The sequence below is a fragment of the Streptomyces sp. NPDC052020 genome (assembly GCF_040680575.1).
Lineage (GTDB): Bacteria > Actinomycetota > Actinomycetes > Streptomycetales > Streptomycetaceae > Streptomyces.
Map to the genome: position 1 here is coordinate 23,370 of NZ_JBFAWY010000004.1, position 24,170 is coordinate 47,539.

The window sequence follows — 24,170 nt, forward strand, 5'->3', positions numbered from 1 at the left end:
AAAGGGCCTCCCGCGCGGGCGTACCGCATCGGGAGGCCGTCCACGGAGGGGATCAGGAGGCCGTGCAGGCCCCGATGACCGGCGGGGTGCTGGTGCCGTTCTTCATGACGGTGAAGCCGAAGCTCGTCGAGGCCCCGGGGGCCAGGCTGCCGTTCCCGTTCGGCTTCATGGTCATCACGTTGCCGCTACTGTCCCAGGTGGGCGTGCCGTTCCAGGTCGTGGAGATCTTCTGCGGCGGGGTGAGGGTGACCGTCACGCTCCAGGTGCTGATGGCCGAGCCGCCCGCGGTGATCGTGACCCGGCCGTTGAAGCGGTCGCTCCACTCCTCGGCCTTGGCATAGGTGGCGGTGCAGGAGGCGCCGCTGCCGCCGCCGTCGCCACCGCCCGAGGAGCCGCCGAGGGCGGACAGCACCGCCGCGTAGGCGGGCTTCTTGTTGTAGTTGGAGTCGAACAGCAGCGGCGTGCCGCTCGCGCGCCAGGAGTACTTGTCGGTGATGCCCCAGACGGTGATGCCGGTGCAGCGGGTGACCGCCAGGCACGCCTTCACCACGTTGCCGTAGCTGGTGGCCTGGGAGGTGCCGGAGCCCTCGATGTCGAGCTCGGTGATCTGGACCTCGACGCCGAGGTCGGCGAAGCGCTGGAGGTTCGCCTGGTAGTCGCTCGGAACCGGGGAGGCGCTGTTGAAGTGGGACTGGAAGCCCACGCAGTCGATGGGCACGCCGCGGGCCTTGAAGTCCTTGACCATGTTGTAGACGGCGTTGCTCTTCGCGTTGATGCCGTCCGTGTTGTAGTCGTTGTAGCAGAGCTTGGCCGCCGGGTCCGCGGCGCGCGCGGTGCGGAACGCCTCCTCGATGAAGCCGTTGCCGAGCTTGTCCTGGAAGGGCGAGCTGCGCCGCGCGCCGCTGCTGCCGTCCTGGAACGCCTCGTTGACGACGTCCCACGAGTGGATCTTGCCCTTGTAGTGCCCCATCACCTGGTTGATGTGGTTGTTCATCGCCGACCGCAGGTCCGCGGCGCCGAGGCCGCCGACCCAGCTCGGCAGCTGGGAGTGCCACACCAGGGTGTGGCCGCGTACCTTCATGCCCCGGCTCTGGGCATGGCTGACGATCCGGTCGGCGGCCTGGAAGTTGAACGAGTTGCGGGTGGCCTCGACGGCGTCCCACTTCATCTCGTTCTCCGGCGTCACCGAGTCGAACTCGGTGTTGAGCGCGGAGACGTACGGCGCCTCGCCCAGGTGGTTCGCGGCGACGGCGGTGCCGAAGTAGCGGCCCTTGGCCGCCGCCGCGGAGGCGAGCGTCGTCGCGGCGTCGGCCGTCCCGGCCAGAGCGGTGAGTCCGCCGAGGGCGAGCAGGCCGGCCAGGCCGGCGCCCAGGGCCCGGCGAGCCCTGGGCGGAGACGTACGACGAGTATTGAGCATGAGCATGTCATCCCCTTCTGGGTGGCCGTCGCCTGGAGGCGAGGCCCGGGAGGGCGGGAGGGCGGATGAACGTCTGGGGCATCGCTGGTTATCGAAAGTTTCGGCGATGTTTCCGAGCGACTGCGCAGAACGTACGGCCCACCGATCGCCGGGTCAACTGGTTGAACAGGAATCGGCGGAGGTCGACGAGGCGGGATTTGCGGCTGGGGCCGCCCTGTTGACGTGGTGCGGGCGGGCCCTTACGGTGACGCAGCGCGACGCGCATGGAGTCTCCGAAACATTCGGAACGCGTTGCGCTCCCGTGGCCTACCGCCGCCAGACACCAAGGAGTGCCCGCTCGTGAAGGTGCTGCGCCTCGTCACAGCCGCCGCCGTGACATCGACCCTCGCCCTGCTCCCCCTCGCCACCGCCGGCCCCGCGGCCGGGGCGGAGGCGTCCGCCGCCGCGCCGGACCGGCCGCTGCGGCAGCTCGCCGCCGACGACCGGCTGCGCGTGGGGACCGCCGTCGACATGACGGCCCTCGCGGAGGACGCCCCCTACCGCCGCGTCGCCGGCTCGGAGTTCTCCTCCGTGACCCCCGAGAACGTCATGAAGTGGGAGGCGCTCGAACCGCGGCGGGGTGAGCGCGACTACGCCGCGGCCGACCGGCTCGTCCGGTTCGCCGAGCGGCACGGGCAGAAGGTCCGCGGTCATGTGCTCGTCTGGCACAGTCAGCTGCCGTCCTGGCTCACCGAGGGCGACTTCACCAAGGAGGAGCTGCGCGACATCCTGCGCCGGCACGTCACCGACACCGTACGGCACTTCAAGGGCCGGATCTGGCACTGGGACGTGGTCAATGAGGCGTTCAACGAGGACGGGACGCTGCGGGACAGCATCTGGCTGCGCGAGCTGGGCCCCGGCTACATCGCGGACGCCTTCCGCTGGGCCCACGCGGCGGACCCGCGCGCCAAGCTCTTCTACAACGACTACAACATCGAGTGGGCCGGCCCCAAGAGCGACGCCGTGCTCGATCTGGTGCGCACCCTGCGCGCCGAGGGCGTGCCCGTCCACGGCGTGGGCTTCCAGGGCCACCTCGGCATCCAGTACGGCCTGCCCGGCGGCGTGGCCGCCAACTTCCAGCGCTTCGACGCGCTGGGGGTGCAGACCGCCGTGACGGAGGCGGACGTACGCATGGTCATGCCGGCCGACGACGAGAAGCTGCGCACCCAGGCCGAGGGCTACCGGCTGCTCCTCGACGCCTGCCTGCGCGCACGGCACTGCGTCTCGTTCACCGTGTGGGGCTTCACCGACAAGTACTCTTGGGTGCCGGACACCTTCGAGGGGGAGGGCGCCGCCAACATCCTCGACGAGACCTACCGGCCGAAGCCGGCCTACCGCGCGCTCCAGGCCGCGCTGACGGGCCGGGCCAGGCCCGCGGCGTCCCGCTGAGCCCCCGGCGGACTCCGGCCGGGGGCCGCCGCGCCGTGGGAGCGGCGCCGGGCACCCGCGGTCCTCGCGGGTGCCCCCGCGTCCGCCGCCGCCCGGCGCGCCGTCCCCGCGCCGGGCGGCGGCGCGCCGCGCGCCTGGTCCGCACGCGCACCCGATCCGTAGGCCCGCCTGTGCCGTAGGTCCGCCTGATCCGTACGCGCGCCCGTGCCGTACGAGCCCGCGTGTCGCGTCACCCGTGCCGTCCGCGCGCCCGTGCCATGTGCCCGCCCGTACCGTCCGCGCCTCCGTGCCGTACGCCGTCCAGCACGCCCCCTCTGCCGTACGAGCCTGCCGCACACGCGCCCCGGGACCCGCCCCACGCCGTGACGCCGCACTGCCGGGAGCGCCCGCCCGCTCAGGGCCGTCACGGCGCCCCGCGCCCCGTCCGGCAGGCGGAGCCCCCGCCCGGCGGGCAACTGCCGAAGGCCGCGAGGCGCCCCACCCGCCGCGCGACGCGCGCCCCCGGCCCAGCGCGCGCGGCACCGCCGGCCCCCCGGCCCCGCCCCCACCGCAGCCCGGGCAGCACCCCCGGCCGCATCCTCCCCCGCCCGGCGAGCCGCCTCCCGGCCCGAGCCGCCCTGGGCCCACGCCCCGCTCCCGGGGCGGCTCAGGCCCCCTTACGCCGTGCCGTGCTCTGCCGTACCACCAGCCGGGTCGCGAGTTCGATGCGCTGCGCGGCCTTGCCGGGGTCGTCGGGGCGCAGCAGCATGCGGGTCGCCTCCTCGGCCATGTGCCGCAGCGGCTGGTGGACCGTGGTCAGCGGCGGGCTCGACCACTGGGCCAGGGGGACGTCGTCGTACCCGACCACCGACAGGTCCTCCGGCACGCTCAGCCCCTTCAGCCGGGCGGCCTCCAGCACCCCGAGCGCCTGGAGGTCGCTGCCCGCGAAGATCGCCGTGGGCCGGTCCGGGCCGTCCAGCAGGTCCATGGCGTGGGCGAAGCCGCCCTGGACGTGGAAGTCGCCGAAGCGGATCAGGCGCGGGTCGGTCTCCAGGCCCGCCATCGCCATGGCCGAGCGGTAGCCGTCCAGGCGGGCCAGCGAGCACAGCATGTCCTCGGGGCCGGTGATGATCGCGACGCGTTCGTGGCGGTGGCCGGTGAGGTGGCGGGTGGCCGCGAGGCCGCCGGCCCAGTTGGCGGAGCCGACGGAGGGCACGTCCGGGTCGGGATCGCCGGCCGGGTCGATGATGACGAACGGGATCGACCGCGACCGCAGTTGCCGTTTGACGTCCTCGGGGAGCGTGGAGAAGACCAGGACCACCCCGAGCGGCCGGCGGCGCAGTACGCCCTCGATCCAGCCGGGCGCGGGCGCGTGCCGGGTGCCGCCCTCGGTGAGCACCACGGTCGCCTTGCTGGCCTTCGCCACGGTCTCCACCCCGCGGATGATCTCCATCGCCCAGATGCTGTCCAGCTCGTGGAAGACGAGTTCGACGAGCGGCGAGGGCGGCGCCCCGTGGTGCCTGCGGCGGTAACCGTGCACCTTCAGAAGCTCCTCGACCTTGGCGCGGGTCACCGGGGAGACATCCGAACGGCCGTTGAGCACCTTCGAAACTGTCGGTAGCGAGACACCCGCCTCTTTCGCCACCGCGGCCAAGGTCACTCTGCCGCTCACCTCGTCGTCATCGTGCATGGGCGCAGCATAAGTCACCCTGCCGGGTAACGGTTTGGCCGCGTGCGCGCAGGACCGTTGACCGCGTCTCGGGTCTCCACCTACTGTCCCACGGCATGGACTTTCGGCGAGGGAGCCGAAACTTTCGAAAGGCGAACGATGAAGACACGTGTGCGGTTGCCCCGGCTGCTCGCCTGCGGTGCGACGCTCGCCCTGGCCCTGGGTCTGACGGCCTGCGGCAACGGGGACGGCGGGGGATCGTCGGGTGACGGGAAGATCCGTGTCCTGGTATACGGCGACGCCAGCAACAAGGTCGAGAAGCAGATCGTCGACAAGTTCAACAAGACGTCCGACGTCAAGGCCGTCCTCGACACCATCCCCGGTGCCGACTACCAGCAGAAGCTGCAGACGATCATCAACACGCCGCAGGCGCCGGACGTGTTCTTCAACTGGGGCGGCGGCAGCATCCAGCCCTTCGTCAAGGCCGACCTGCTGATGCCGCTGGACGACTTCATCGAGAAGGACCCGGGGCTGAAGGCCAACTTCCTGCCCTCGGTCGTCGCCAGCGCCGTCGTCGACGGCAAGACCTACGGCGTCCCGATGCGCGGCACCCAGCCGATCCTCCTCTTCCACAACAAGGAGGTGCTCGACAAGGCCGGCGTGAAGCCCCCCAAGACCTGGGACGAGCTGCTGGACGCGGTGAAGAAGCTCAAGGACGAAGGGGTCACCCCCATCTCACTGGGTGCCGGTGACCGCTGGCCGACCATGATGTGGTTCGAGTACCTCTACGACCGGGTCGCCGGGCCGGAGCTGTTCCAGAAGGCCCTGAAGGGCGACAAGGACGCCTGGGCGAGCGCGGACAGCAAGAAGGCGCTGAGCATGCTCAAGCAGCTCGTCGACGCGGGCGCCTTCGGCAAGAACTACGACTCCGTGAAGTACACCAACGGCTCCTCGCCCGCGCTGCTGGCCTCCGGCAAGGCCGGTTTCGAGCTGATGGGCTCCTGGTACTACGCCCAGCAGCAGGAGGACGCCAAGGAGTTCGCCGAGACCAGCCTGGGCTACTCCGCCTTCCCGACCGTCCAGGGCGGCAAGGGCGACCCGACCAACGTGGTCGGCAACACGAACAACTTCTACTCGGTGCTGAAGAAGACCAAGCACCCCGAGGCCGTCGCCGAGTTCCTGAAGCTCATGTACTCCGACGAGTTCGTCAAGGCCCAGTTGGCCATCGGCAACCTGCCGACCACCACCAACACCCCGAAGTTCCTCGACACCGCGGCCGACCCGGACTACTCGCGCTTCCAGTACGACCTGGTGGCGAAGGCCCCGGCCTTCCAGCTGTCGTGGGACCAGGCGTACCCGCCGTCGGCCATGACGCCCATCCACCAGGCCGTGCAGCAGTTCTTCAGCGGCCAGATCGACGCCGACGGCTTCATCAAGGCCATGCAGGCCCTTCCCACCGAATGAACCGCATGACCACTCAGATCACGAGCGCTCCCGTCGCCGTCGAGCCCCGCAAGGGTGCCCGGCGGCGGCCGGAGGCGTCCTCCGCGGCCCGGGTGGGGCGCCCCGGGTTCCTCTGGGCGCTGCCCGCCACCGTCTTCTTCGCCCTCTTCGCCATCGCCCCGCTGATCATGGTGGCGGTGCTGTCCTTCATGAGCTGGAACGGCCTCGGCTCACCCGAGTTCGTCGGCCTCGACAACTGGTCGCGCCTGGCCGACGACCCGGTGATGCTCAAGAGCATCTGGCTGACCCTGCTGCTCACCGCGCTCGGCGTGGTGATCCAGACGCCGCTGAGCATCGTGCTCGGCGTCTGGGCCGCCGGCCACCAGCGCAACCGGGCGGTGCTGTCGGTCGTCTACTTCATCCCGCTGCTGCTGTCCGCGACGGCGGTGTCCGTGCTGTGGCGGGCGCTGCTCGACCCGAACTTCGGCATCCCGGCCCGCGCCACCTGGCTGTTCGGCGACGGCAACCTCTTCGGGGAACAGGCCACCGCCATCGGGGTGCTGGCGTTCGTCAGCACCTGGCAGTTCACCCCGTTCCACACCCTGATCTACCAGGGCGCCGCCCGCGCGATCCCGCAGGTGCTGTACCAGGCCGCCGAGATCGACGGTGCCGGCCGCTACCGCCAGTTCTTCCACATCACCTTGCCGCAGCTGCGCAACTCGGTCATCACCTCCATGATCCTCATGATCGTCGGCGGTCTGACCACGTTCGAGACGGTCCTCATCCTCACCCAGGGCGGACCGGGCACCGACACCACGATCAGCGCCTACTACATGTACCAAAAGGCGTTCAAGGGCTTCGACTTCGGCGCCGGCGCCGCCATCGCCCTCGCCCTGGTGATCGCGGCCACCATCATCTCGCTGATCGTCGTGCGCGTCTCCGGCTACGACAAGATGCGCAGCGACATGGAGGGTGTGTCATGAGCCGCGGGACGCGAAGCCGCCCCAACTACCTGGCCGGCGCCGGCTCACTGTTCTGGCTGTTCCTGGTCGGCCTGCCGCTGTACGTGATGCTCGCCGCGACGGTGCGGACCCGGTCGGACTACGCCGAGCACGGCCCGCTCTCCTTCCCGGAGAGCTTCACCCTCGACAACTACACCAGCGCCTTCGACTCCGGCTTCGGCCGGTACTTCGTCAACACCCTCGTCGTCACGGCGTGCGTGATCGGCATCGTGCTCCTGCTGGTCCCGCCGCTCGCCTACGCCATCGTCCGCAACCGCAGCAGGGTCACCTCACACGTCTTCCGGCTGTTCCTGCTCGGCCTCGCCATCCCGGCACAGGCCGTGATCGTCCCGATGTTCTACCTGATCAGCGAAGCCGGCCTGTACGACAACCTCCTCGGCGTCATCCTGCCCACGGCCGCGTTCTGCCTGCCGATGTCCGCCCTCATCCTCAGCGGTGCCATGCGCGACATCTCCCCGGAGCTGTTCGAGGCCATGGCCATGGACGGCGCCACCCCGCGCCGCATGTTCTTCCAGCTGGTGCTGCCGCTGTCCCGGGGCGGGCTGTCCACGATCGTCGTGTTCTCGGCGCTCCAGGCATGGAACGGCTTCCTGTTCCCGCTCGTCCTGACCCAGTCCGACTCCACCAAGGTGGTCACCCTGGGTCTGTACAACTTCCAGACCGAACACGGCATCGACATCCCCGGTCTGCTGGGGGCCGTGGTGCTGTCCATGGTCCCCGTCCTGCTCGTCTACCTGTTCGCCCGTCGCGCCCTGGTCCAGGGCCTGATGGGCGTGGGAGGAAAGTGACCGCCAACGTGGCCGTTGAGACCACCCCCGAAGTTCCCCTGTGGAACGATCCCACCCACTCCGTCACCGCCCGGGTGTCCGCGCTCATCGAGGCGATGACGCTTCAGGAGAAGATCGCCCAGCTGTACGGCGTGTGGGTCGGAGCCTCCGACGAGGGCGGCGAAGTCGCCCCGCACCAGCACGACATGGAGGAGGCCGTCGACCTCGACGCCCTGCTGCCCACCGGACTGGGACAGCTCACCCGCCCCTTCGGCACCGCCCCCGTCGACCCCGCCCTGGGCGCGCTGTCCCTGGCCCGCACCCAGGCCCGGATCACCGCGGCCAACCGCTTCGGCATCCCCGCGCTCGCCCACGAGGAGTGCCTGGCCGGGTTCGCGACCTGGGGCGCCACCGCCTACCCCGTCCCGCTGTCCTGGGGCGCCACCTTCGACCCGGACCTGATCCGCCGGATGGCCGCCGCCATCGGCCGCGACATGCGGTCCGTCGGCGTCCACCAGGGGCTCGCGCCCGTTCTGGACGTGGTGCGCGACGCCCGCTGGGGCCGCGTGGAGGAGACCATCGGCGAGGACCCGTACCTGGTCGGCTCCATCGGCACCGCCTACGTCCAGGGCCTGGAGTCCGCCGGGGTCGTCGCCACCCTCAAGCACTTCGCCGGATACTCCGCCTCCCGCGCCGGACGCAACCTCGCCCCCGCCTCCATGGGCCCCCGGGAACGCGCCGACGTCCTGCTGCCGCCCTTCGAGATGGCCGTGCGCGAAGGCGGTGCCCGGTCCGTCATGCACGCCTACACCGACACCGACGGCGTCCCGTCGGCGGCCGACGAGTCCCTGCTGACCGGCCTGCTGCGCGACACATGGGGCTTCGACGGCACGGTGGTGGCCGACTACTTCGGCATCGCCTTCCTCAAGACCCTGCACGGCGTCGCGGGCGACTGGGCCGAGGCCGCGGGCGCCGCCCTGGCGGCGGGCGTCGACGTGGAGCTGCCCACCGTCAAGACGTTCGGCGAGCCCCTCGCCGACGCCGTCCGCGCGGGCCGGGTGCCGGAGGCGGTCATCGACCGCGCCCTGCGCCGGGTCCTCACCCAGAAGGCGGTGCTCGGCCTGCTCGACGCGGACTGGGACCCGCTCCCGCCCGCCCTCCACGGCGCCGACGTCGACGACCCCGACGCCCTGCGCGGCACCATCGACCTCGACACGCCCGGCAACCGGGCCCTGGCCCGGACCGTGGCCGAGGAAGCGGTCGTGCTGCTCGCCAACGACGGCACCCTGCCCCTGCGCCGGCCCCGTCGCATCGCGCTGGTCGGCCCCAACGCCACCGAGCCCACCGCCGTCCTCGGCTGCTACTCCTTCCCCCGGCACGTCGGTGTCCAGCACCCGGGCACCCCGGTCGGCATCGACCTGCCCACCCTGGGCGACACGCTGGCCGGCGAGTTCCCCGACGCGGAGCTGACGGCCGTACGCGGCACCGGCGTCGACGACGGTGACGTCTCCGGTATCCCCGACGCCGTCCGGGCCGCCGAGGAGGCCGACGTCGTCATCGCGGTGCTCGGCGACCGGGCGGGGCTCTTCGGCCGCGGCACCAGCGGCGAGGGCTGCGACGCCGAGTCGCTCGCCCTGCCCGGCGCCCAGCGGCAGCTCCTCGACGCCCTGCTCGACACGGGCAAGCCGGTGGTGGCCGTGCTGCTCGCCGGACGGCCCTACGCGCTCGGCCGCGCCCTGACCGAGGCCGCCGCGATCGTCCAGTCGTTCTTCCCCGGCGTCGAAGGCACCGCGGCCATCGCCGGGGTGCTCAGCGGCCGGACCGAACCCAGCGGACGGCTGCCGGTCAGCGTGCCGCGCGGCGAGGGTGCCCAGCCGGCCACCTACCTCGGCGCGCGCCTCGCGCACGCCAGCGAGGTGTCCAGCATCGACCCCACGCCCGCGTTCGGCTTCGGGCACGGCCTGTCGTACACGACGTTCGACTGGAGCGACCTCTCCGTGGAGGCCGGCGAGGCGCCCACCGACGGCGCGTTCTTGCTCGCCTGCACCGTCCGCAACACCGGCGAACGGCACGGCACCGAGGTCGTCCAGCTCTATCTGCACGACCCGGTCGCCTCCGTCGTCCAGCCGGTGCAGCGGCTCATCGGCTACGCCCGGGTGCCGCTCGCCCCCGGCGAGGCCCGGCGGGTACACGTCACGGTCCCCGCCGACCTCGCCTCCTTCACCGGGCGCGACGGGCGGCGCGTGGTCGAGCCGGGCGCGCTGGAACTGCGCCTGGCCGCCTCCAGCACCGACCCCCGCCTGACGGCGACGGTCACCCTGACCGGCCGCGCCCGCCACGTGGACCACACGCGCGCCTTCCACGCGTCCTTCCGCCAGGAGCCGGCACCGCGGGCATGAGACGCGTCCCCGGCCGGACCGGAACCCCGCCCCGGTCCGGTCCGGCCGGAGACGCCCGCGGAGACGTCCCTCCACAGGCCCCCGGGAGCGGCCGGCCTCGCGCTGGTCGCCCTCGCGGCACCGCACTGGTGCCGCGACGGGGCGAACGTTGCCTGGTGCGGCACTACCTGTGCGCCTACGTCCCGGAATGCACGCCGCACCCCCTCGACCTGACAGCTCACCTCCCCCGCGCGCCGGAACCGCCCGCCGAAGGGCTCGCCCGGTCCCGCGCCCTGCCGGAGAAGATCGCCGCGGCCGCGTTCCCCCCGGCCTTGTCCGACAAGGACGCCCTGCTGACCGGCACCAGGCGGCGCGCCCTCGCCCGCGCCGGGGAGGCCGCCCTCGGCGCACTGGCCGCCCGGCTCCCGTTCGTGCTCGGGAGACCGGCCCCCGGCGGTCGGACACAGCGGTCGTGCCCGAGTACTGGTTTGGTCTAGACCAAGCGGGGTAAGCTTCCGTCGCTGCCCCTGACCGTTCCCCACGGCCATGGAGCCGCTGCTTGACATGCTCATGCCTGTCTGGCCTCAGGGCGGGCGGGCACGAACCCCCACACCAGGAGTCGTCATGAAGAGCAAGAAGATGCTGGCCGCCGCCATCGGCGCGGGGATCGCCCCGCTCCTGGCCGTGAGCCTGCCGGCCGGCAGCGCGAGCGCGCACGGCTACATATCCTCGCCCCCCAGCCGGCAGGCGCAGTGTGCCGCAGGCCTGGTCTCCTGCGGTTCCATCAAGTACGAGCCGCAGAGCGTCGAGGGCCCCAAGGGCCTGATGAGTTGCAGCGGAGGGAACGCCCGCTTCGCCGAGCTCGACAACGACAGCAAGGGCTGGAGGGTCACCCCGGTCAGCCGGACGACCAGCTTCAACTGGCGGCTGACCGCACGGCACGCCACCAGCACCTGGCAGTACTACGCGGGTGGCCGGAAGATCGCGGAGTTCAACGACGGTGGCGCCCGGCCGGGCGAGACCGTCACCCACCAGGTCAACTTCGGCAGCCTGACCGGCAAGCAGAAGGTACTGGCCGTGTGGAACATCGCCGACACCGCCAACGCCTTCTACGCCTGCGTGGACGTGAACGTGAGCTGACGCGGCGCCGCACCACCCGGCCCTGCCGGAACGGACCGGCCCTGCCGGGACGCACCGGCCCTGCCGGGACGCACCGGCCCGGTAGGGGCCGGCCCTCTGTCCCGGTGCCCGGAGCGGACGGTGCGCCGCCCGCTCCGGGCACCGGGTGCCTCCTCCCCTCCCGGCCGTCCGGCGGCGGCCGGGAGCTCTCGGACGACCGCGTACGAGCACGTGCGAAAGGGTGGGTGCGGCGGTGGAGAGAACCGGCGAGCGAAACCTGTGCCGCCCTCGGGGGATCGCCCGTGAGGGAACCGGGGACGGCGGGCGGGCCACCCGGGCGGCCCGGTCCCTGGCCGCCCGGGTCCAGCGGCGCGGCCCGGGGCTCCTCCGGGTCTGCGTGGGCACGGTGTTCCTCTTCTTCGGCGTCCTGAAGTTCTTCCCCGCGGCCAGCCCCGCCGAGGGGGTCGCCGTACGGGCCGCGACCAAGCTCACCCTCGGCCTGCTGCCGCCGGACGCGGTGCTGCGGGTGCTGGCGGCGTGTGAGACGGCCATCGGCCTCGGCCTCGTCACGGGAGTGCTGCTCCGCGTGGCCCTGGTGGGGTTCTTCGCCCACATGGCCGGAGTCTTCTCCGCGCTCCTGCTGCTCCCCGGGGAGATGTGGCAGGGGGACGCGCCGGTCCCCACCCTGGAGGGCCAGTACATCATCAAGAACGTCGTCCTGGTCGCGGCCTGCCTCGTGGTGGCGGCCGACGAGTGGGGCCGGGCCGCGCCGCCGTGAGGACGTCCGGGCACCGGAGCGCGCCGGCCGTGGCGCGGTGGCCCGCCCCGAACACCCCGCGAACCGCCCCCGCCCGTAAGGGGCGGCCACGAGACGAGGACGCCGCCGTCACGACCGCCCGCCGGCTCCCCGGCGGCCACCCCGCCAGCAGGCCGGCCCACCGGTCGCGCCCCATCGAGATGAGGTCCCATGAATCGACACGGAGCCACCGCCCGCGCGGTCGCCGTGACCCTGCTCGCCACCGGTCTCGCCGCCGCCCCGGCAGCCGCCGCCCCCGCCGCCACCGGGGCGAAGGCCCGCGTCGGCGCCGACTGGGCGGCACAGTCGGTCGTCTTCACCGCCGCCGCGGGGCAGGCCAACGACCTCCACGTGATCCCGATGGATCTCGGCGCCGGCATCCGGCGGATCGGCTTCCGCGACGCGGTCCCGCTCGAACCCGGCGACCACTGCGCGTACCTCGCACCCGGGGACGACACCTTCGTCGTCTGCGAACTGCCCACCGGCAGCCCCCGGCCGGACAGGATCGACGTCTTCCTCGGCGACCGCGACGACACGATCGTCACCAGCGATCCCGCGGTCGCCACCGTCCGCGGCGGCCCCGGCGACGACGAACTGCACGCCCACACCGCGCACACGGTACGGGGCGACGCGGGGGACGACATGGTCATGGGACGCGCGGTCCTGGACGGCGGCGACGGCATGGACCACCTGATGGGCGACGACAGCGGCCAGCGGCTGTGGGGCGGCCGGGGCGACGACATGATCGAGGCGTACGAGGGTGCGGACGTCGTGTACGCCGGCCCGGGCGACGACCACGCCCTGGGCGGGGACGGCCGCGACATCGTCCTCGGCGGCCCCGGCGACGACACGCTGCACGGCGAGGGCGGTGACGACCTGGTCAGCGGCGGCCCGGGGCAGGACACCGTCGAAGGCGGCCCGGGCCGCGACGCCGTCCTGCGGTAGGCGCGCCCCCCGGGCCCTGGAGGCCCTGTCCTTGCCGCGCGAGTCCCGCCCGTGACCCCTGCCGGTCATCTCCCGTCCTGGGCACTTCCGGGCAACAGAAGCGGCGAGCGGAAAGCACGGGGCCACGACGGCCGGCCCCGCACGCCGGATGCCGCCTTACCGGCCGGGCGGCACAGCACCGCCGTGAGTGCCGCGCCACTGGCTCGGGGACGGGCCGTACGGGGCGCGGGAGGACCGGCCGCGGTATCCGTCACCGCGGACGATCGGCGCGCACCTCTGCCGCGTCCTCCCGAAGCTCGGGATCACCTCGCGTGGCCGGCTGAGGGAGAAGCCGGACGCGAACCGAGCACACGTCGCCGTCACCCTCGCCCAGCGGCCGGCCCGCTCGTCGCCGGCCATCGCCCTCGACCACGGGGCCCCCTTCGTGCCGGAGGCGGGGCGGAAGGGGCGCAGGGCGATCGATAGCCTGCTGGGGGAGCGGAGGCGGGGGAGCCCCGGCCCGAACTCCCCAGCGTTTCCCCAGGACCGGTCCCGAGCGCGCATCAGGCTGTGCGCGTCAACAGCGAGGTGAGAGGCCGTATGTTCACCACCCGTCCCACCCTCCAGGGCACCTTCGGCATGGTGTCCTCCACGCACTGGCTGGCCTCGCAGACCGCGATGGCCGTCCTGGAGGACGGCGGCAACGCCTACGACGCCGCCGTGGCGGGCGCGTTCGTCCTGCACGTGGTCGAGCCGCACCTGAACGGACCGGCCGGCGAGGTGCCGATCCTGCTCGCCCCGGCGGGCGGCGAGGTCCGGGTGCTGTGCGGGCAGGGCGTCGCCCCGGCCGGCGCCACCGCGGCGCACTACCGGGGGCTCGGTCTGGAACTCGTACCCGGCACGGGCCCGCTCGCCGCCGCCGTGCCCGGCGCGTTCGACGCCTGGATGCTCCTGCTGCGCGACCACGGCACCAAGGACCTCCCCGACGTGCTGAAGTACGCCATCGGGTACGCCGAGCACGGACACGCGCCCGTGGAGCGCGTCGGCGAGACCGTCGAGACGGTGCGCGAGCTGTTCGAGACGGAGTGGACCTCCTCGGCGGAGGTGTACCTGCCCGGCGGACGGCCGCCCCGCGCGGGCGAGCTGTTCCGCAACCCCGCCCTCGCCGCCACCTGGAAGCGGCTCCTGGCCGAGACCGCCGGGGCGGGGGACCGCGAGGCGCGCATCGAGGCCGCCCGCGAGGTGTGGCGCACCGGGTTCATCGCCGAGGCCCTGGTACGGCAGGCCGGGCGCCCCGCGCTGGACACCAGCGGCGAGCGGCACGCCGGCACCCTCGCGGCCGCCGACCTCGCCGCCTGGTCGGCGACGTACGAGACACCGGTGACGTACGACTGGAACGGCTGGACCATATGCAAGCCCGGCCCCTGGAGCCAGGGCCCGGTCCTCCTCCAGCAGCTCGCGCTGCTCCCGCCCGAGCTGCCGCCCTACGGCTCGGCCGACTACGTCCATCTGCTGATCGAGGGCTGCAAGCTCGCCATGGCCGACCGGGAGGCCTGGTACGGCGACGCCGCCGACGTCCCCGTCGAGGACCTGCTCTCGGAGGCGTACAACGCGCGGCGCAGGCGTCTGGTCGGGGACACGGCCTCCCGCGAGCTGCGGCCCGGCAGCCCCGGCGGGCGCACGCCGCGCCTGGCGGCCCACGCGCGGGCGGCGGCCGCCGAGGGCGCCGGCTTCGACGCGCTGGGCGTGGGGGAGCCCACGGTCGCCAAGGGGCCGGCCTCCCCGGTGCCGGGCGAGCCGGCCGTCTCCCCGGACGGCGGCACCCGCGGCGACACCTGCCATCTCGACATCGTCGACCGCTGGGGCAACATGGTCGCCGCCACGCCCAGCGGCGGCTGGCTCCAGTCCAACCCGGTCGTGCCGGAACTCGGCTTCCCGCTCGGCACCCGCCTCCAGATGGCCTGGCTGGAGGAGGGCCTGCCGAACACCCTCACGCCGGGCCGCCGCCCCCGCACCACCCTCACCCCCTCGATCGCGCTGCGCGACGGCGTCCCGTTCATGGCGTTCGGCACGCCCGGCGGGGATCAGCAGGACCAGTGGCAGCTCCACTTCCTCCTCGCGGTCGCGCTGCGCGCACCGGTGCGCGGGGGGCTCGACCTCCAGGGCGCCATCGACGCCCCGAACTGGCACAACGACAGCTTCCCCGGTTCCTTCTTCCCGCGCGGCATGCGGCCGGGCAGCGTGACCGTCGAGTCCCGCACGGACCCGGCGGTCGTCGACGGACTGCGGCGCCGCGGCCACGACGTCATCGTCGGCGAGCCCTGGTCGGAAGGGCGGCTGTGCGCCGTCGCCCGGGACCCGGAGACGGGCATCCTGTCGGCCGCCGCGAACCCGAGGGGTATGCAGGGGTACGCGGTGGGACGCTGACGTCTGCGGGCGGGTCCGGTTCACGGAGCCCCCGGCCGGGGCGCCACGGGCCGGGCACGGACCCTCCGTGACCGGGGGCCGGGGACGCACGGAACCCGGTGACCGGGGACGGCACGGAACCCCGCCCCCGTGGCCGGGGACGGCTCAGAAGCACGTGTTCATGCCGGTTCCGCCCGGAGTACACCGGCCGGGTGGGGATTGTCAGTGGAGCGTGCTCTCATGGAGTCATGATCGAAGACAGCGAAACCGTCGACGGGTTTCTCGCCCGGCACGCCTCCGACGTGGAGGAAACCGTCCGCCAGGCCGCCGCACTGGAGATCATGCCGCGCTGGCGGCGGCTCGCGGCGCACGAGGTCGACCAGAAGGCGGGGCCGCACGACCTGGTGACGGACGCCGACCGCAAGGCCGAGCAGTACCTCACCGAGCAGCTCGTCGCCCTCCTGCCCGGCTCCGTGGTCGTCGGCGAGGAGGCGGTGCACGCCAACCCCGCGTCCTACGAGGCGATACGGGGCGAGGCACCGGTGTGGATCGTGGACCCGGTCGACGGGACCCGGCAGTTCGTGCACGGCGAGACCGGGTTCTGCACGCTGATCGCGCTCGCCCTGCGCGGAGTGGTGTACGCCTCCTGGACCTACGCGCCCGCCCGGGAGCAGTTCGCCACGGCGGTACGCGGCCGGGGCGCCTTCCTGGAGGGCGGGCGGCTGCACGCCGGGCCGCCGGAGCCGGGCCGTGACCTGCGGGTCGCCACGTCCCACCCGGACTACACGACGCAGGAGCAGAAGCGCGCCCTGCTCGGCCTGCGGACCAAGGGGGTGGCACCCCGCGCCTGCGGTTCGGCCGGCCTGGAGTACCTCGCCGTCGCCCGCGGCGAGTCGGACGCCACGGCGTTCTCGTGGGAGGCCGCCTGGGATCACGCGGCCGGCCTGCTCCTCGTGGAGGAGGCCGGCGGCACCCACCTGACCCGCACCGGCGAGCCCTTCCGCGTCACGGGCGGCAACGACCTGCCGTTCACCGCCGCCCGCGACGCCGCCACGGCCCGGCAGGTGGCGGCACTGCTGTCCGGCGGGGCGGCCTGACCGCCCGCGACCGCCCCGGAGACCGGGCCCGCCGGGACAAGACCGCCCCGGAGACCGAATCCGCCGGGATGCGACCGCCCCCGTGGACCCGGCTCACCGCGTGACACCGTCCCCGGACCGGTCCCGCCGCCCCGGCCGATCCGCGGGCCGGACCCCGAGGCGGGGCGCCGCCGGTGCCCCGGCCTATCCTGATCCTCAGTTGCCATCGGCTGACGAAGGAGTCCGAAGGTGCCGTCGATGCTCGATGCGGTCGTGGTGGGGGCGGGGCCGAACGGGCTGACCGCCGCCGTTGAGCTGGCCCGGCGCGGTTTCTCCGTGGCCGTCTTCGAAGCGCGCGGCACCGTCGGCGGCGGCGCCCGCACCGAGGAGCTCACCCTGCCGGGCTTCCGGCACGACCCCTGCTCCGCGGCCCACCCCCTCGCCATCAACTCACCCGCCTTCCGCGCCCTGCCGCTGGAGCGCTACGGCCTGCGGTGGCTGCACGCCGAGCTGCCCATGGCGCACCCGTTCCCGGACGGCTCGGCCGCCGTGCTGGCCCGTTCGGTGGGCGAGACGGCCGCCTCCTTCGGACCCCGCGACGCGGGCACCTACCGCAGGCTGGTCGAGCCCTTCCTGCCCCGGTGGGACACCCTCGTCCGCGACTTCATGTCCCTGCCGCTCACCGCGCTGCCCCGCGACCCGGTCACCCTCGCCCGCTTCGGCCTCACCGGCCTGCCCCCGTCGACGTGGCTGATGCGCCGCTTCCGAGACGAGAAGGCCAAGACCCTGTTCGCCGGGCTCGTCGCCCACGTGATAGCCCCGCTCGGCTCCTTCGCCACCAGCGCCATCGGCCTGGTCTTCGCCCTGGCCGCGCACGCCCGGGGCTGGCCCGTCGCCCGCGGCGGCTCCCAGGCCATCTCCGACGCCCTCACCGCCCTCCTGACGGACCTCGGCGGCGCCGTGCACACCGACTACGAGGTCAAGCGCCTGGACGACCTGCCGCCCGCGCGCGCGTACGTCTTCGACACCTCGCCCACCGCACTCGCCCGGATCGCCGGCCTGGGCCGGTACTACGACGGCTACCGCTACGGCCCCGGCGTCTTCAAGATCGACTACGCGCTGGACGGCCCGGTCCCGTGGACCGCGCGGGAGGCCCGAGTCGCCGGCACCGTCCAGATCGGCGCCGACAGCGCCGAGATCGGCGCCGCCCTGCGCGCCGCCTCCCGTGAGGGCCGCGCCCCCGACAGACCGTTCCTCATCACCGTGCAGCCCAGCGTCGCCGACCCCACCCGGGCCCCGGCCGGCAAGCAGGTGTTCTGGGCGTACGGCCACGTCCCGAACGGCTGGACCGGCGACCTCACCGACGCCGTCGAACGCCAGCTGGAGCGCTTCGCGCCGGGGTTCCGCGACCGCGTCCTGGCCCGTGCGACCGCCGGCCCGCCCGAGCTCGCCGCCCGCAACGCCAACTACGTCGGCGGCGACATCGCCTCCGGCGCGATCCGCGGCCTGCAGACCCTGCTGCGCCCCAAGCTCTCCCTGTTCCCCTACGCCACCCCGCACCCGGCCGTCTTCATCTGCTCGTCGGCCACCCCGCCGGGCCCCGGAGTGCACGGCATGGCGGGACACAACGCGGCGAAGGCCGTCTGGCGAAGGCTCAGGCAGACATGACCACCCTCACCCTCGTCCAGGGCGACATCACCGACCAGAGCGTCGACGCGATCGTCAACGCGGCCAACTCCTCCCTGCTGGGCGGAAGCGGCGTCGACGGCGCGATCCACCGCCGCGGCGGCCCCGCCATCCTCGCCGAGTGCCGCGGGCTGCGCGCCTCCCGGTACGGCAGGGGGCTGCCCACGGGGCAGGCGGTCGCCACCACCGCGGGCGACCTCGATGCCCGCTGGGTGATCCACACGGTCGGCCCCGTCCACAGCGCCACCGAGGACCGCTCCGCCCTGCTCGCCTCCTGCTACCGGGAGTCATTGCGGGTCGCCGACGAACTCGGCGCGCGGACGGTGGCGTTCCCCGCCCTCTCCACCGGGGTCTACCGCTGGCCGATGGAGGACGCGGCCCGTATCGCGGTCACGGCCGTACGGGAGGCGCGGACCTCGGTCGAGGAGGTCCGGTTCGTCCTGTTCGACGCGCGGGCCCACGCGGCGTTCGCCGCGCTCACCGGCTGACCCCGAGACGGCGGCACCGCGGCACCGCGGCCGGCGCGACGCCGCGCGCCGGTCTCCGGCGGGACCGGCGGCGCGCGGCGGCGCGATACGCCTCGGCCACCCACCGTGTTCACAGGACCACACAAAGTCCGACGGGGTCATTGATTCGGTTGTGTTCGGGTCCTAGGGTGACTCTGGCTCAGAGGTTGCCCTGTCCTCAGCGGTCGTGGTCCTGCCCAGCCCCAACTTCCGTCGCCCGACGGCGGGTTGAGCCGCCGTCGCCCCGCGCGGCCCGGGCAGCCGGACGCGTCCGGTCCGGCTGCCCGGGGGCGGGACCCCGTCGCGTCCCGAAGCCGGTGCAGCGCCCTGTCGTCCCGAGGAAGGCCACGGTCATGCCGCACTCGCACACGTCACCCGCCGATCTCCCGGCCCCCCGCCCCCGCCCGGTCGTCAGCCGCCGCCGTCTGCTGGAGTCGGGCGCCGCCCTCCTCGGCGGCGCCGTCCTCTCCACGCCGTCCACGCCGTCCGCCGCGGCCCCAGCGGCCGGACCCCGCCCGGTCACCGACGGCCCCCCGGCATGGAACGACTTCGGTGTCTTCCGGCTCGGCACCGAGCCGCCGCACACCACCCTGATGCCGTACGCGGACGTGCGGCAGGCCCTGGCCGGCGACCGCACCCGCTCGCCCTACCGGCTGAGCCTGGACGGGCGGTGGAAGTTCGCCTACGCGGAGCGGCCCGACGACCGCGACCCCGACTTCCACCGCACCGACGTCGACGACGGCGACTGGGACACCATCCCGGTCCCGTCCGTGTGGCAGCTGCACGGCTACGACCGCCCGATCTACCTGAACATCACCTATCCGTACTGGGGCCCGAACGGCCTGGGGGAGGAGCCGCAGCCCCCGGCCGCCCCGACCCGCTACAACCCGGTCGGCCAGTACCGCCGTACCTTCACCGTCCCCCGCGACTGGTCCGGGCGGCGCGCCTTCCTCCACTTCGAGGGCGTCAAGTCCGCGCACTACGTGTGGATCAACGGAGAACTGGTGGGCTACCACGAGGACTCCTACACGCCCGCCGAATACGACATCACCGACCACCTCCGGCCCGGCACCAACCAGATCGCGGTCGAGGTCTACCGCTACTCCGACGGCGACTGGCTGGAAGACCAGGACATGATCCGGCTGAGCGGCATCTTCCGCTCGGTCTACCTGTACTCCACCCCGGCCGTGCACCTGCGCGACTTCACCCTCGGCACCCCGCTGAACGACAGCTACACCGCCGCCGAACTGACGGTCACCGCGAGCGTGCGCGCCTACGGCGGTGCCGGCGCCGGACGGTACACCGTCGAGACCCAGCTGTACGACGCCCGCGGCCACGCCGTCTGGCCCCGGCCGCTGGAGCAGGCCGCCGACCTCGGCACGGTCCGCGCCGGCGAGGACGTCACCGTACGCGCCGCCAAGGCCGTGGCGGACCCCGAGCTCTGGTCGGCCGAGCACCCGTACCTCTACACCGCCGTCCTGCGGCTGCGCGACCCGTCCGGCAAGGTGACCGAGACCCTCTCGCACCGGGTCGGCTTCCGCGAGTTCGCGCTCAAGGACGGGCTGATGCGCATCAACGGCAAGCCCGTCTCCTTCCGCGGCACCAACCGGCACGAGATGCACCCGGCCCGCGGCACCGCCCTCACCCGCGAGGACATGGTCGAGGACATCAGGCTCATCAAGCGGCTGAACATGAACAGCGTCCGCACCTCGCACTACCCGGACAACCCGCTGTGGTACGAACTCGCCGACGAGTACGGCCTCTACCTCGTCGACGAGACCAATCTCGAAACCCACGGCATCCGCGACGAGTACCCGGGCGACCACCCCGAGTGGACCGCGGCCTGCGTGGCCCGCGCCCAGAACATGGTCCACCGCGACAAGAACCACGCCAGCGTCGTCATCTGGTCCCTGGGCAACGAGGCCGGGGGCGGCTCCACCTTCACCGCCATGCACGACTGGATCCGCTCCTACGACCCCACCCGGGTCATCCAGTACGAGGGCGACGACCGCCCCGGTATCAGCGACATCCGCTCGGAGATGTACGACACGCCCCAGCGGGTCGAGCAGCGGGCGAGGGACACCACCGACACCCGCCCGTACGTCATGATCGAGTACTCCCACGCGATGGGGAACTCCAACGGCAACTTCAAGAAGTACTGGGACCTCGTCCGCCGCTACGACGTGCTCCAGGGCGGCTGGATCTGGGACTTCGCGGACCAGTCGCTGAGCTGGCCCGTCCCGGAGCGCACCCTGCTGACCGAGACCGGGCCGGCCGGGCTGCGCGGCGAGATCCTCGCCGCGAGCGGCACCTTCGACCGCGACAAGGGCCTGTCCGGCGGTACGGTCTTCGCCCGCGACGACCGCCTCGACATCACCGGGTCGCTGACCCTGGAGGCGTGGGTCACCCCGCACGTGACGGGTTATCACCAGCCCATCGTCGCCAAGGGCGACACGCAGTACGCGCTGAAGCAGAACGGCCGGAGACTGGAGTTCTTCATCCACTCCGGCGGCCAGTGGATCACCGCGACCTGGGCGCTGCCGGACGACTGGACCGGCCGCGAACACCACCTCGCCGGTGTGTTCGACGCGGAGGCCGGCACGCTCACCCTGTACGTCGACGGCGAGGCGCGCGCCACCCGTACCACCACCCGGCGCCCGGGCAGTACCACCGCGCCCCTCGCGCTCGCCACCGACGTTGACAACTGGACCCGGGAGTTCAGCGGCACCATCCGCCGCGCCCGCGTCTACGCCCGTGCCCTGACCGCCGCCGAACTGGCCTCCGACGACCGCCGTCCGGGCGACGACGGCGTGCGGTTCTGGTTCGACGCCGCCACCGTCGAGGTCACCCGGAGGAAACCGAAGGAGAAGACCTTCTTCGCCTACGGCGGCGACTGGGGCGACAACCCCAACGACGGCAACTTCGTCGCCGACGGCGTCGTCACCGCCGACCGCGGCCACACCGGCAAGGCCGCCGAGGTCAAGCGGATCTATCAGGCGGTCAACGCCGCCCTGACCCCCGGCGGCGGCCCCGGCGCGGTCACCCTCGCCAACGAGTACCTCTTCACCGACCTGCGCGAGTTCGACGGCCGGTGGGCCCTGGTCGCCGACGGCGGGACCGTGCAGCGGGGCAGGCTGACCCCTGAGCAGCTCGCCGTGGCGCCGCTGTCCCGCAAGGACATCACCCTGCCCGTACGGCTCCCGGACGACCCGGCGCCGGGCACCGAGTACTTCCTCGAACTGTCCTTCACCACCAAGCAACGCACGCCCTGGGCCGAGGCCGGGTTCGAGGTGGCCCGCCAGCAGCTCCCCCTCGACGCCGGCGGCCCGCCCGTCACCCCGGCACCGCTGGAGAGCGTGCCCGCCCTGCGGTACGAGGACGGCGACCGGGAGATCACGGTGCGCGGCACGGCGTTCTCCGTCGTCGTCGACAAGCGCACCGGCACCATCACCTCGTACGAGGCCAAGGGCAGCCGTCTGATCGACTCCGGGCCCGTGCCGAACTTCTGGCGGGCGCCCACCGACAACGACAAGGGCAACGGACAGCACACCCGCAACCAGACCTGGCGCGACGCCGGCGCCCGCCGCACCGTCACCGGCACCGCCGTGCGCGCCCTGCGCGACCGGGCCGTCCGGATCGAGGTCCGCGGCACCCTGCCGACCATGGTGGAGTCGGCGTACACCACCGTCTACACGGTCTTCGGCAACGGCGAGATCAAGGTCGACAACACCCTGCGCCCCGGCGCCCCGAACCTGCCGTACATCCCGGAGGTCGGGACGCTGCTGTTCCTGCCGCGCCGCCTGGACCGCCTGCACTACTACGGCCGCGGCCCGGAGGAGAACCACTGGGACCGCAACAACGGCACCGACGTGGGTCTGTACTCCGGCACCGTCGCCGAGCAGTGGACCCCCTACATCCGCCCCCAGGAGAACGGCAACAAGACCGACGTCCGCTGGGCGGCCCTCACCGGCCGCGACGGCGCCGGCCTGCTGGTCAGCGGTGAGCCGCTGCTGGAGGTCAACGCCTCCCACTTCACCCCGGAGGACCTGTCCTCCGGGGTCCGCCACGACTACCAGCTCACCCCGCGGGACCAGGTCGTCCTGCGGGTGAACCACCGTCAGATGGGCGTCGGCGGCGACAACAGCTGGGGCGCCCACACCCACGACGAGTACAAGCTGTTCGCCGACCGCGACTACTCCTACACCTACCGGCTGCGCCCCCTGGCCGACGTCCGCGAGGCGATGGCCGCCTCGCGGCGGCGCACGGCGGACGGCTGAGCCCTGTCATGATCCGGGAGCCCGGGGTAACCGGGCTCCCATGGGTGACATTCTGGTCGGAGCGTGTTCGTGGACGGACCGTCAGCTCGTGGGCAGCGGCTGGTATCCGCGCGGGCGGCGGGACGCCGAGGGGCGGCTGCGGCACTACGCCTCCCGGCTGCCCGTCGTCGAGGTGGACTCCGGGTACTACGCGCTGCCGAGCCGGCGCAACAGCGAGCTGTGGGTGGAGCGCACGCCGGAGGGCTTCCGCTTCGACGTCAAGGCGTTCTCCCTGCTGACCGGCCATCCCACGCGCGCCGAGGCGCTCCCCGCCGACCTGCGCCGGGCCGGGCTCGGCCCGATCCGGCGCGGGCAGGCGGACCCGGCGCTGCTGGACGAGGTGTGGGGGCGGTTCGCGGAGGCGGTCGAGCCGTTGCGCGAGGCCGGGCGGCTGGGCACCGTGCTGTTCCAGTTCCCGCCGTGGTTCGCCCCCGGTTCCGCGAGCGAGGAGGCGCTGGAGGCGTGCGCCCGGCGCGCCGCGGGGTGGCCGCTGGCCGTGGAGTTCCGGCATCCGGGCTGGTGGGAGGCGGAGCGGGCCGACGCCACCTGGGATCTGCTGTCCGGCCTCGGCGCGACGGCCGTCGGCACCGACATGGCCCAGGGCCTGCCCGGGTCCCTGCCGCCCATCGCGCCGGTCACCCGGCCCGCCCTGGCGGTCGTGCGGTTCCACGGCCGCAGCCCGGACTGGGGGAGGGGCGGCAAGGAGGACCGCTTCCGCCACGACTACGCGGCGGCCGAACTCGCCGCGTGGGTGCCCCGGCTACGGCGCGCGGCCCGGCACGCGGACGAACTGCATGTGCTGTTCAACAACTGCTGCGCGGACGCCGCCGTGCGCGCCGCCGAGACGATGAGCGGCCTGCTCACTCCGCGGCGTCGCTGATCCCCAGCCGCAGGTGCTCCACGTGGTACACGGCCTGGTCGAGCAGCTCGGCGACATGGTGGTCGTGCAGCGCGTACACGACCGACCGGCCGCGGCGCTCGCCGACCACGAGCCCCAGGTTGCGCAGCAGCCGCAGCTGGTGCGAGCAGGCCGACTGCTCCATGCCCACCTCGGCGGCCAGCTCCGTGGCCGGCAGCGGGCCCTCGCGCAGCCGCGCGAGGATCAGCAGGCGGGAGGGGGTGGACAGGGCCTGGAGCGTGGTGGCGACCTTCGCGACGTTGTCCGCGTCCAGGCGCACCCGTGCGGCGGCTTCCTGCGCGGGGATGACGGCTCCGTGACCCATGCGGCCATCCTACTC

Annotated in this window: 17 protein-coding genes and 1 pseudogene; 15 read left to right on the forward strand and 3 right to left on the reverse strand. The window is 73.3% G+C overall.

The window, feature by feature from the left end; all coding sequences use genetic code 11:
* Positions 1–52 precede the first annotated feature (52 nt).
* Entirely contained in the window at positions 53–1,417 is a 1,365-nt protein-coding gene (locus tag AB0L74_RS04795; protein WP_365646028.1) for an endo-1,4-beta-xylanase, read from the reverse strand.
* Positions 1,418–1,756: 339 nt separating this feature from the next.
* On the opposite strand from AB0L74_RS04795, the gene AB0L74_RS04800 reads away from it, so the two are divergent.
* The gene (locus AB0L74_RS04800) at positions 1,757–2,845 is read left to right on the forward strand and encodes an endo-1,4-beta-xylanase (RefSeq protein ID WP_365645604.1); all 1,089 of its coding nucleotides are present in this window, start codon (positions 1,757–1,759) and stop codon (positions 2,843–2,845) included.
* Between the two features lie 646 nt (positions 2,846–3,491).
* Here the strand turns inward: AB0L74_RS04800 and AB0L74_RS04805 are convergent.
* A complete protein-coding gene (locus AB0L74_RS04805; protein ID WP_365645606.1) occupies positions 3,492–4,514 on the reverse strand; it encodes a LacI family DNA-binding transcriptional regulator in 1,023 nt (340 codons plus the stop codon).
* Positions 4,515–4,652: 138 nt separating this feature from the next.
* Here AB0L74_RS04805 and AB0L74_RS04810 point away from each other — a divergent pair, with 138 nt between their 5' ends.
* From AB0L74_RS04810 to AB0L74_RS04875, 14 genes and pseudogenes are all read left to right on the forward strand, one after another.
* Positions 4,653–5,957, forward strand: coding sequence for an extracellular solute-binding protein (locus tag AB0L74_RS04810; protein ID WP_365645608.1), 1,305 nt, complete (start codon positions 4,653–4,655; stop codon positions 5,955–5,957).
* A gap of 5 nt (positions 5,958–5,962) precedes the next feature.
* Positions 5,963–6,919 carry a sugar ABC transporter permease gene (locus AB0L74_RS04815; protein ID WP_365645610.1) on the forward strand — a complete coding sequence of 319 codons (957 nt, stop codon included), beginning with the start codon at positions 5,963–5,965 and terminating at the stop codon, positions 6,917–6,919.
* Positions 6,916–7,746: a carbohydrate ABC transporter permease gene (locus AB0L74_RS04820; protein WP_365645611.1), complete on the forward strand. Its 831-nt coding sequence runs from the start codon at positions 6,916–6,918 to the stop codon at positions 7,744–7,746. Before AB0L74_RS04815 ends, AB0L74_RS04820 begins: the two co-directional genes overlap by 4 nt.
* Positions 7,743–10,124, forward strand: a complete 2,382-nt coding sequence (locus AB0L74_RS04825) for a glycoside hydrolase family 3 N-terminal domain-containing protein (RefSeq protein WP_365645613.1) — start codon at positions 7,743–7,745, stop codon at positions 10,122–10,124. Before AB0L74_RS04820 ends, AB0L74_RS04825 begins: the two co-directional genes overlap by 4 nt.
* A gap of 164 nt (positions 10,125–10,288) precedes the next feature.
* Positions 10,289–10,600, forward strand: a pseudogene (locus tag AB0L74_RS04830) (hypothetical protein); the annotation flags it as partial.
* Between the two features lie 127 nt (positions 10,601–10,727).
* Positions 10,728–11,243: a lytic polysaccharide monooxygenase auxiliary activity family 9 protein gene (locus tag AB0L74_RS04835; RefSeq protein ID WP_365645615.1), complete on the forward strand. Its 516-nt coding sequence runs from the start codon at positions 10,728–10,730 to the stop codon at positions 11,241–11,243.
* Positions 11,244–11,475: 232 nt separating this feature from the next.
* Positions 11,476–12,000: a DoxX family protein gene (locus AB0L74_RS04840; protein WP_365645617.1), complete on the forward strand. Its 525-nt coding sequence runs from the start codon at positions 11,476–11,478 to the stop codon at positions 11,998–12,000.
* 189 nt (positions 12,001–12,189) lie between these two features.
* Positions 12,190–12,963 carry a calcium-binding protein gene (locus AB0L74_RS04845; protein WP_365645619.1) on the forward strand — a complete coding sequence of 258 codons (774 nt, stop codon included), beginning with the start codon at positions 12,190–12,192 and terminating at the stop codon, positions 12,961–12,963.
* A gap of 579 nt (positions 12,964–13,542) precedes the next feature.
* Entirely contained in the window at positions 13,543–15,369 is a 1,827-nt protein-coding gene (locus AB0L74_RS04850) for a gamma-glutamyltransferase (RefSeq protein WP_365645620.1), read from the forward strand.
* A 227-nt stretch (positions 15,370–15,596) separates the two neighbouring features.
* Complete coding sequence (locus AB0L74_RS04855) at positions 15,597–16,445, forward strand: inositol monophosphatase family protein (RefSeq protein WP_365645622.1); 849 nt, start codon at positions 15,597–15,599, stop codon at positions 16,443–16,445.
* A 237-nt stretch (positions 16,446–16,682) separates the two neighbouring features.
* Entirely contained in the window at positions 16,683–18,092 is a 1,410-nt protein-coding gene (locus AB0L74_RS04860; RefSeq protein WP_365645624.1) for an NAD(P)/FAD-dependent oxidoreductase, read from the forward strand.
* Positions 18,089–18,598 carry an O-acetyl-ADP-ribose deacetylase gene (locus AB0L74_RS04865; protein ID WP_365645626.1) on the forward strand — a complete coding sequence of 170 codons (510 nt, stop codon included), beginning with the start codon at positions 18,089–18,091 and terminating at the stop codon, positions 18,596–18,598. Before AB0L74_RS04860 ends, AB0L74_RS04865 begins: the two co-directional genes overlap by 4 nt.
* Positions 18,599–18,969: 371 nt before the next feature.
* On the forward strand, positions 18,970–22,893 hold the full coding sequence (locus AB0L74_RS04870; RefSeq protein ID WP_365645628.1) for a glycoside hydrolase family 2 TIM barrel-domain containing protein: 3,924 nt from the start codon (positions 18,970–18,972) through the stop codon (positions 22,891–22,893).
* Positions 22,894–22,933: 40 nt separating this feature from the next.
* Positions 22,934–23,812 (forward strand): DUF72 domain-containing protein, encoded by an 879-nt coding sequence (locus AB0L74_RS04875; protein ID WP_365645630.1) that lies wholly within the window; start codon positions 22,934–22,936, stop codon positions 23,810–23,812.
* On the opposite strand, the gene AB0L74_RS04880 is transcribed toward AB0L74_RS04875, so the two are convergent.
* Positions 23,793–24,155: a metalloregulator ArsR/SmtB family transcription factor gene (locus AB0L74_RS04880; RefSeq protein WP_365645632.1), complete on the reverse strand. Its 363-nt coding sequence runs from the start codon at positions 24,153–24,155 to the stop codon at positions 23,793–23,795. The two genes, AB0L74_RS04875 and AB0L74_RS04880, sit on opposite strands and share 20 nt — an antisense overlap.
* Between the last annotated feature and the right edge of the window lie 15 nt (positions 24,156–24,170).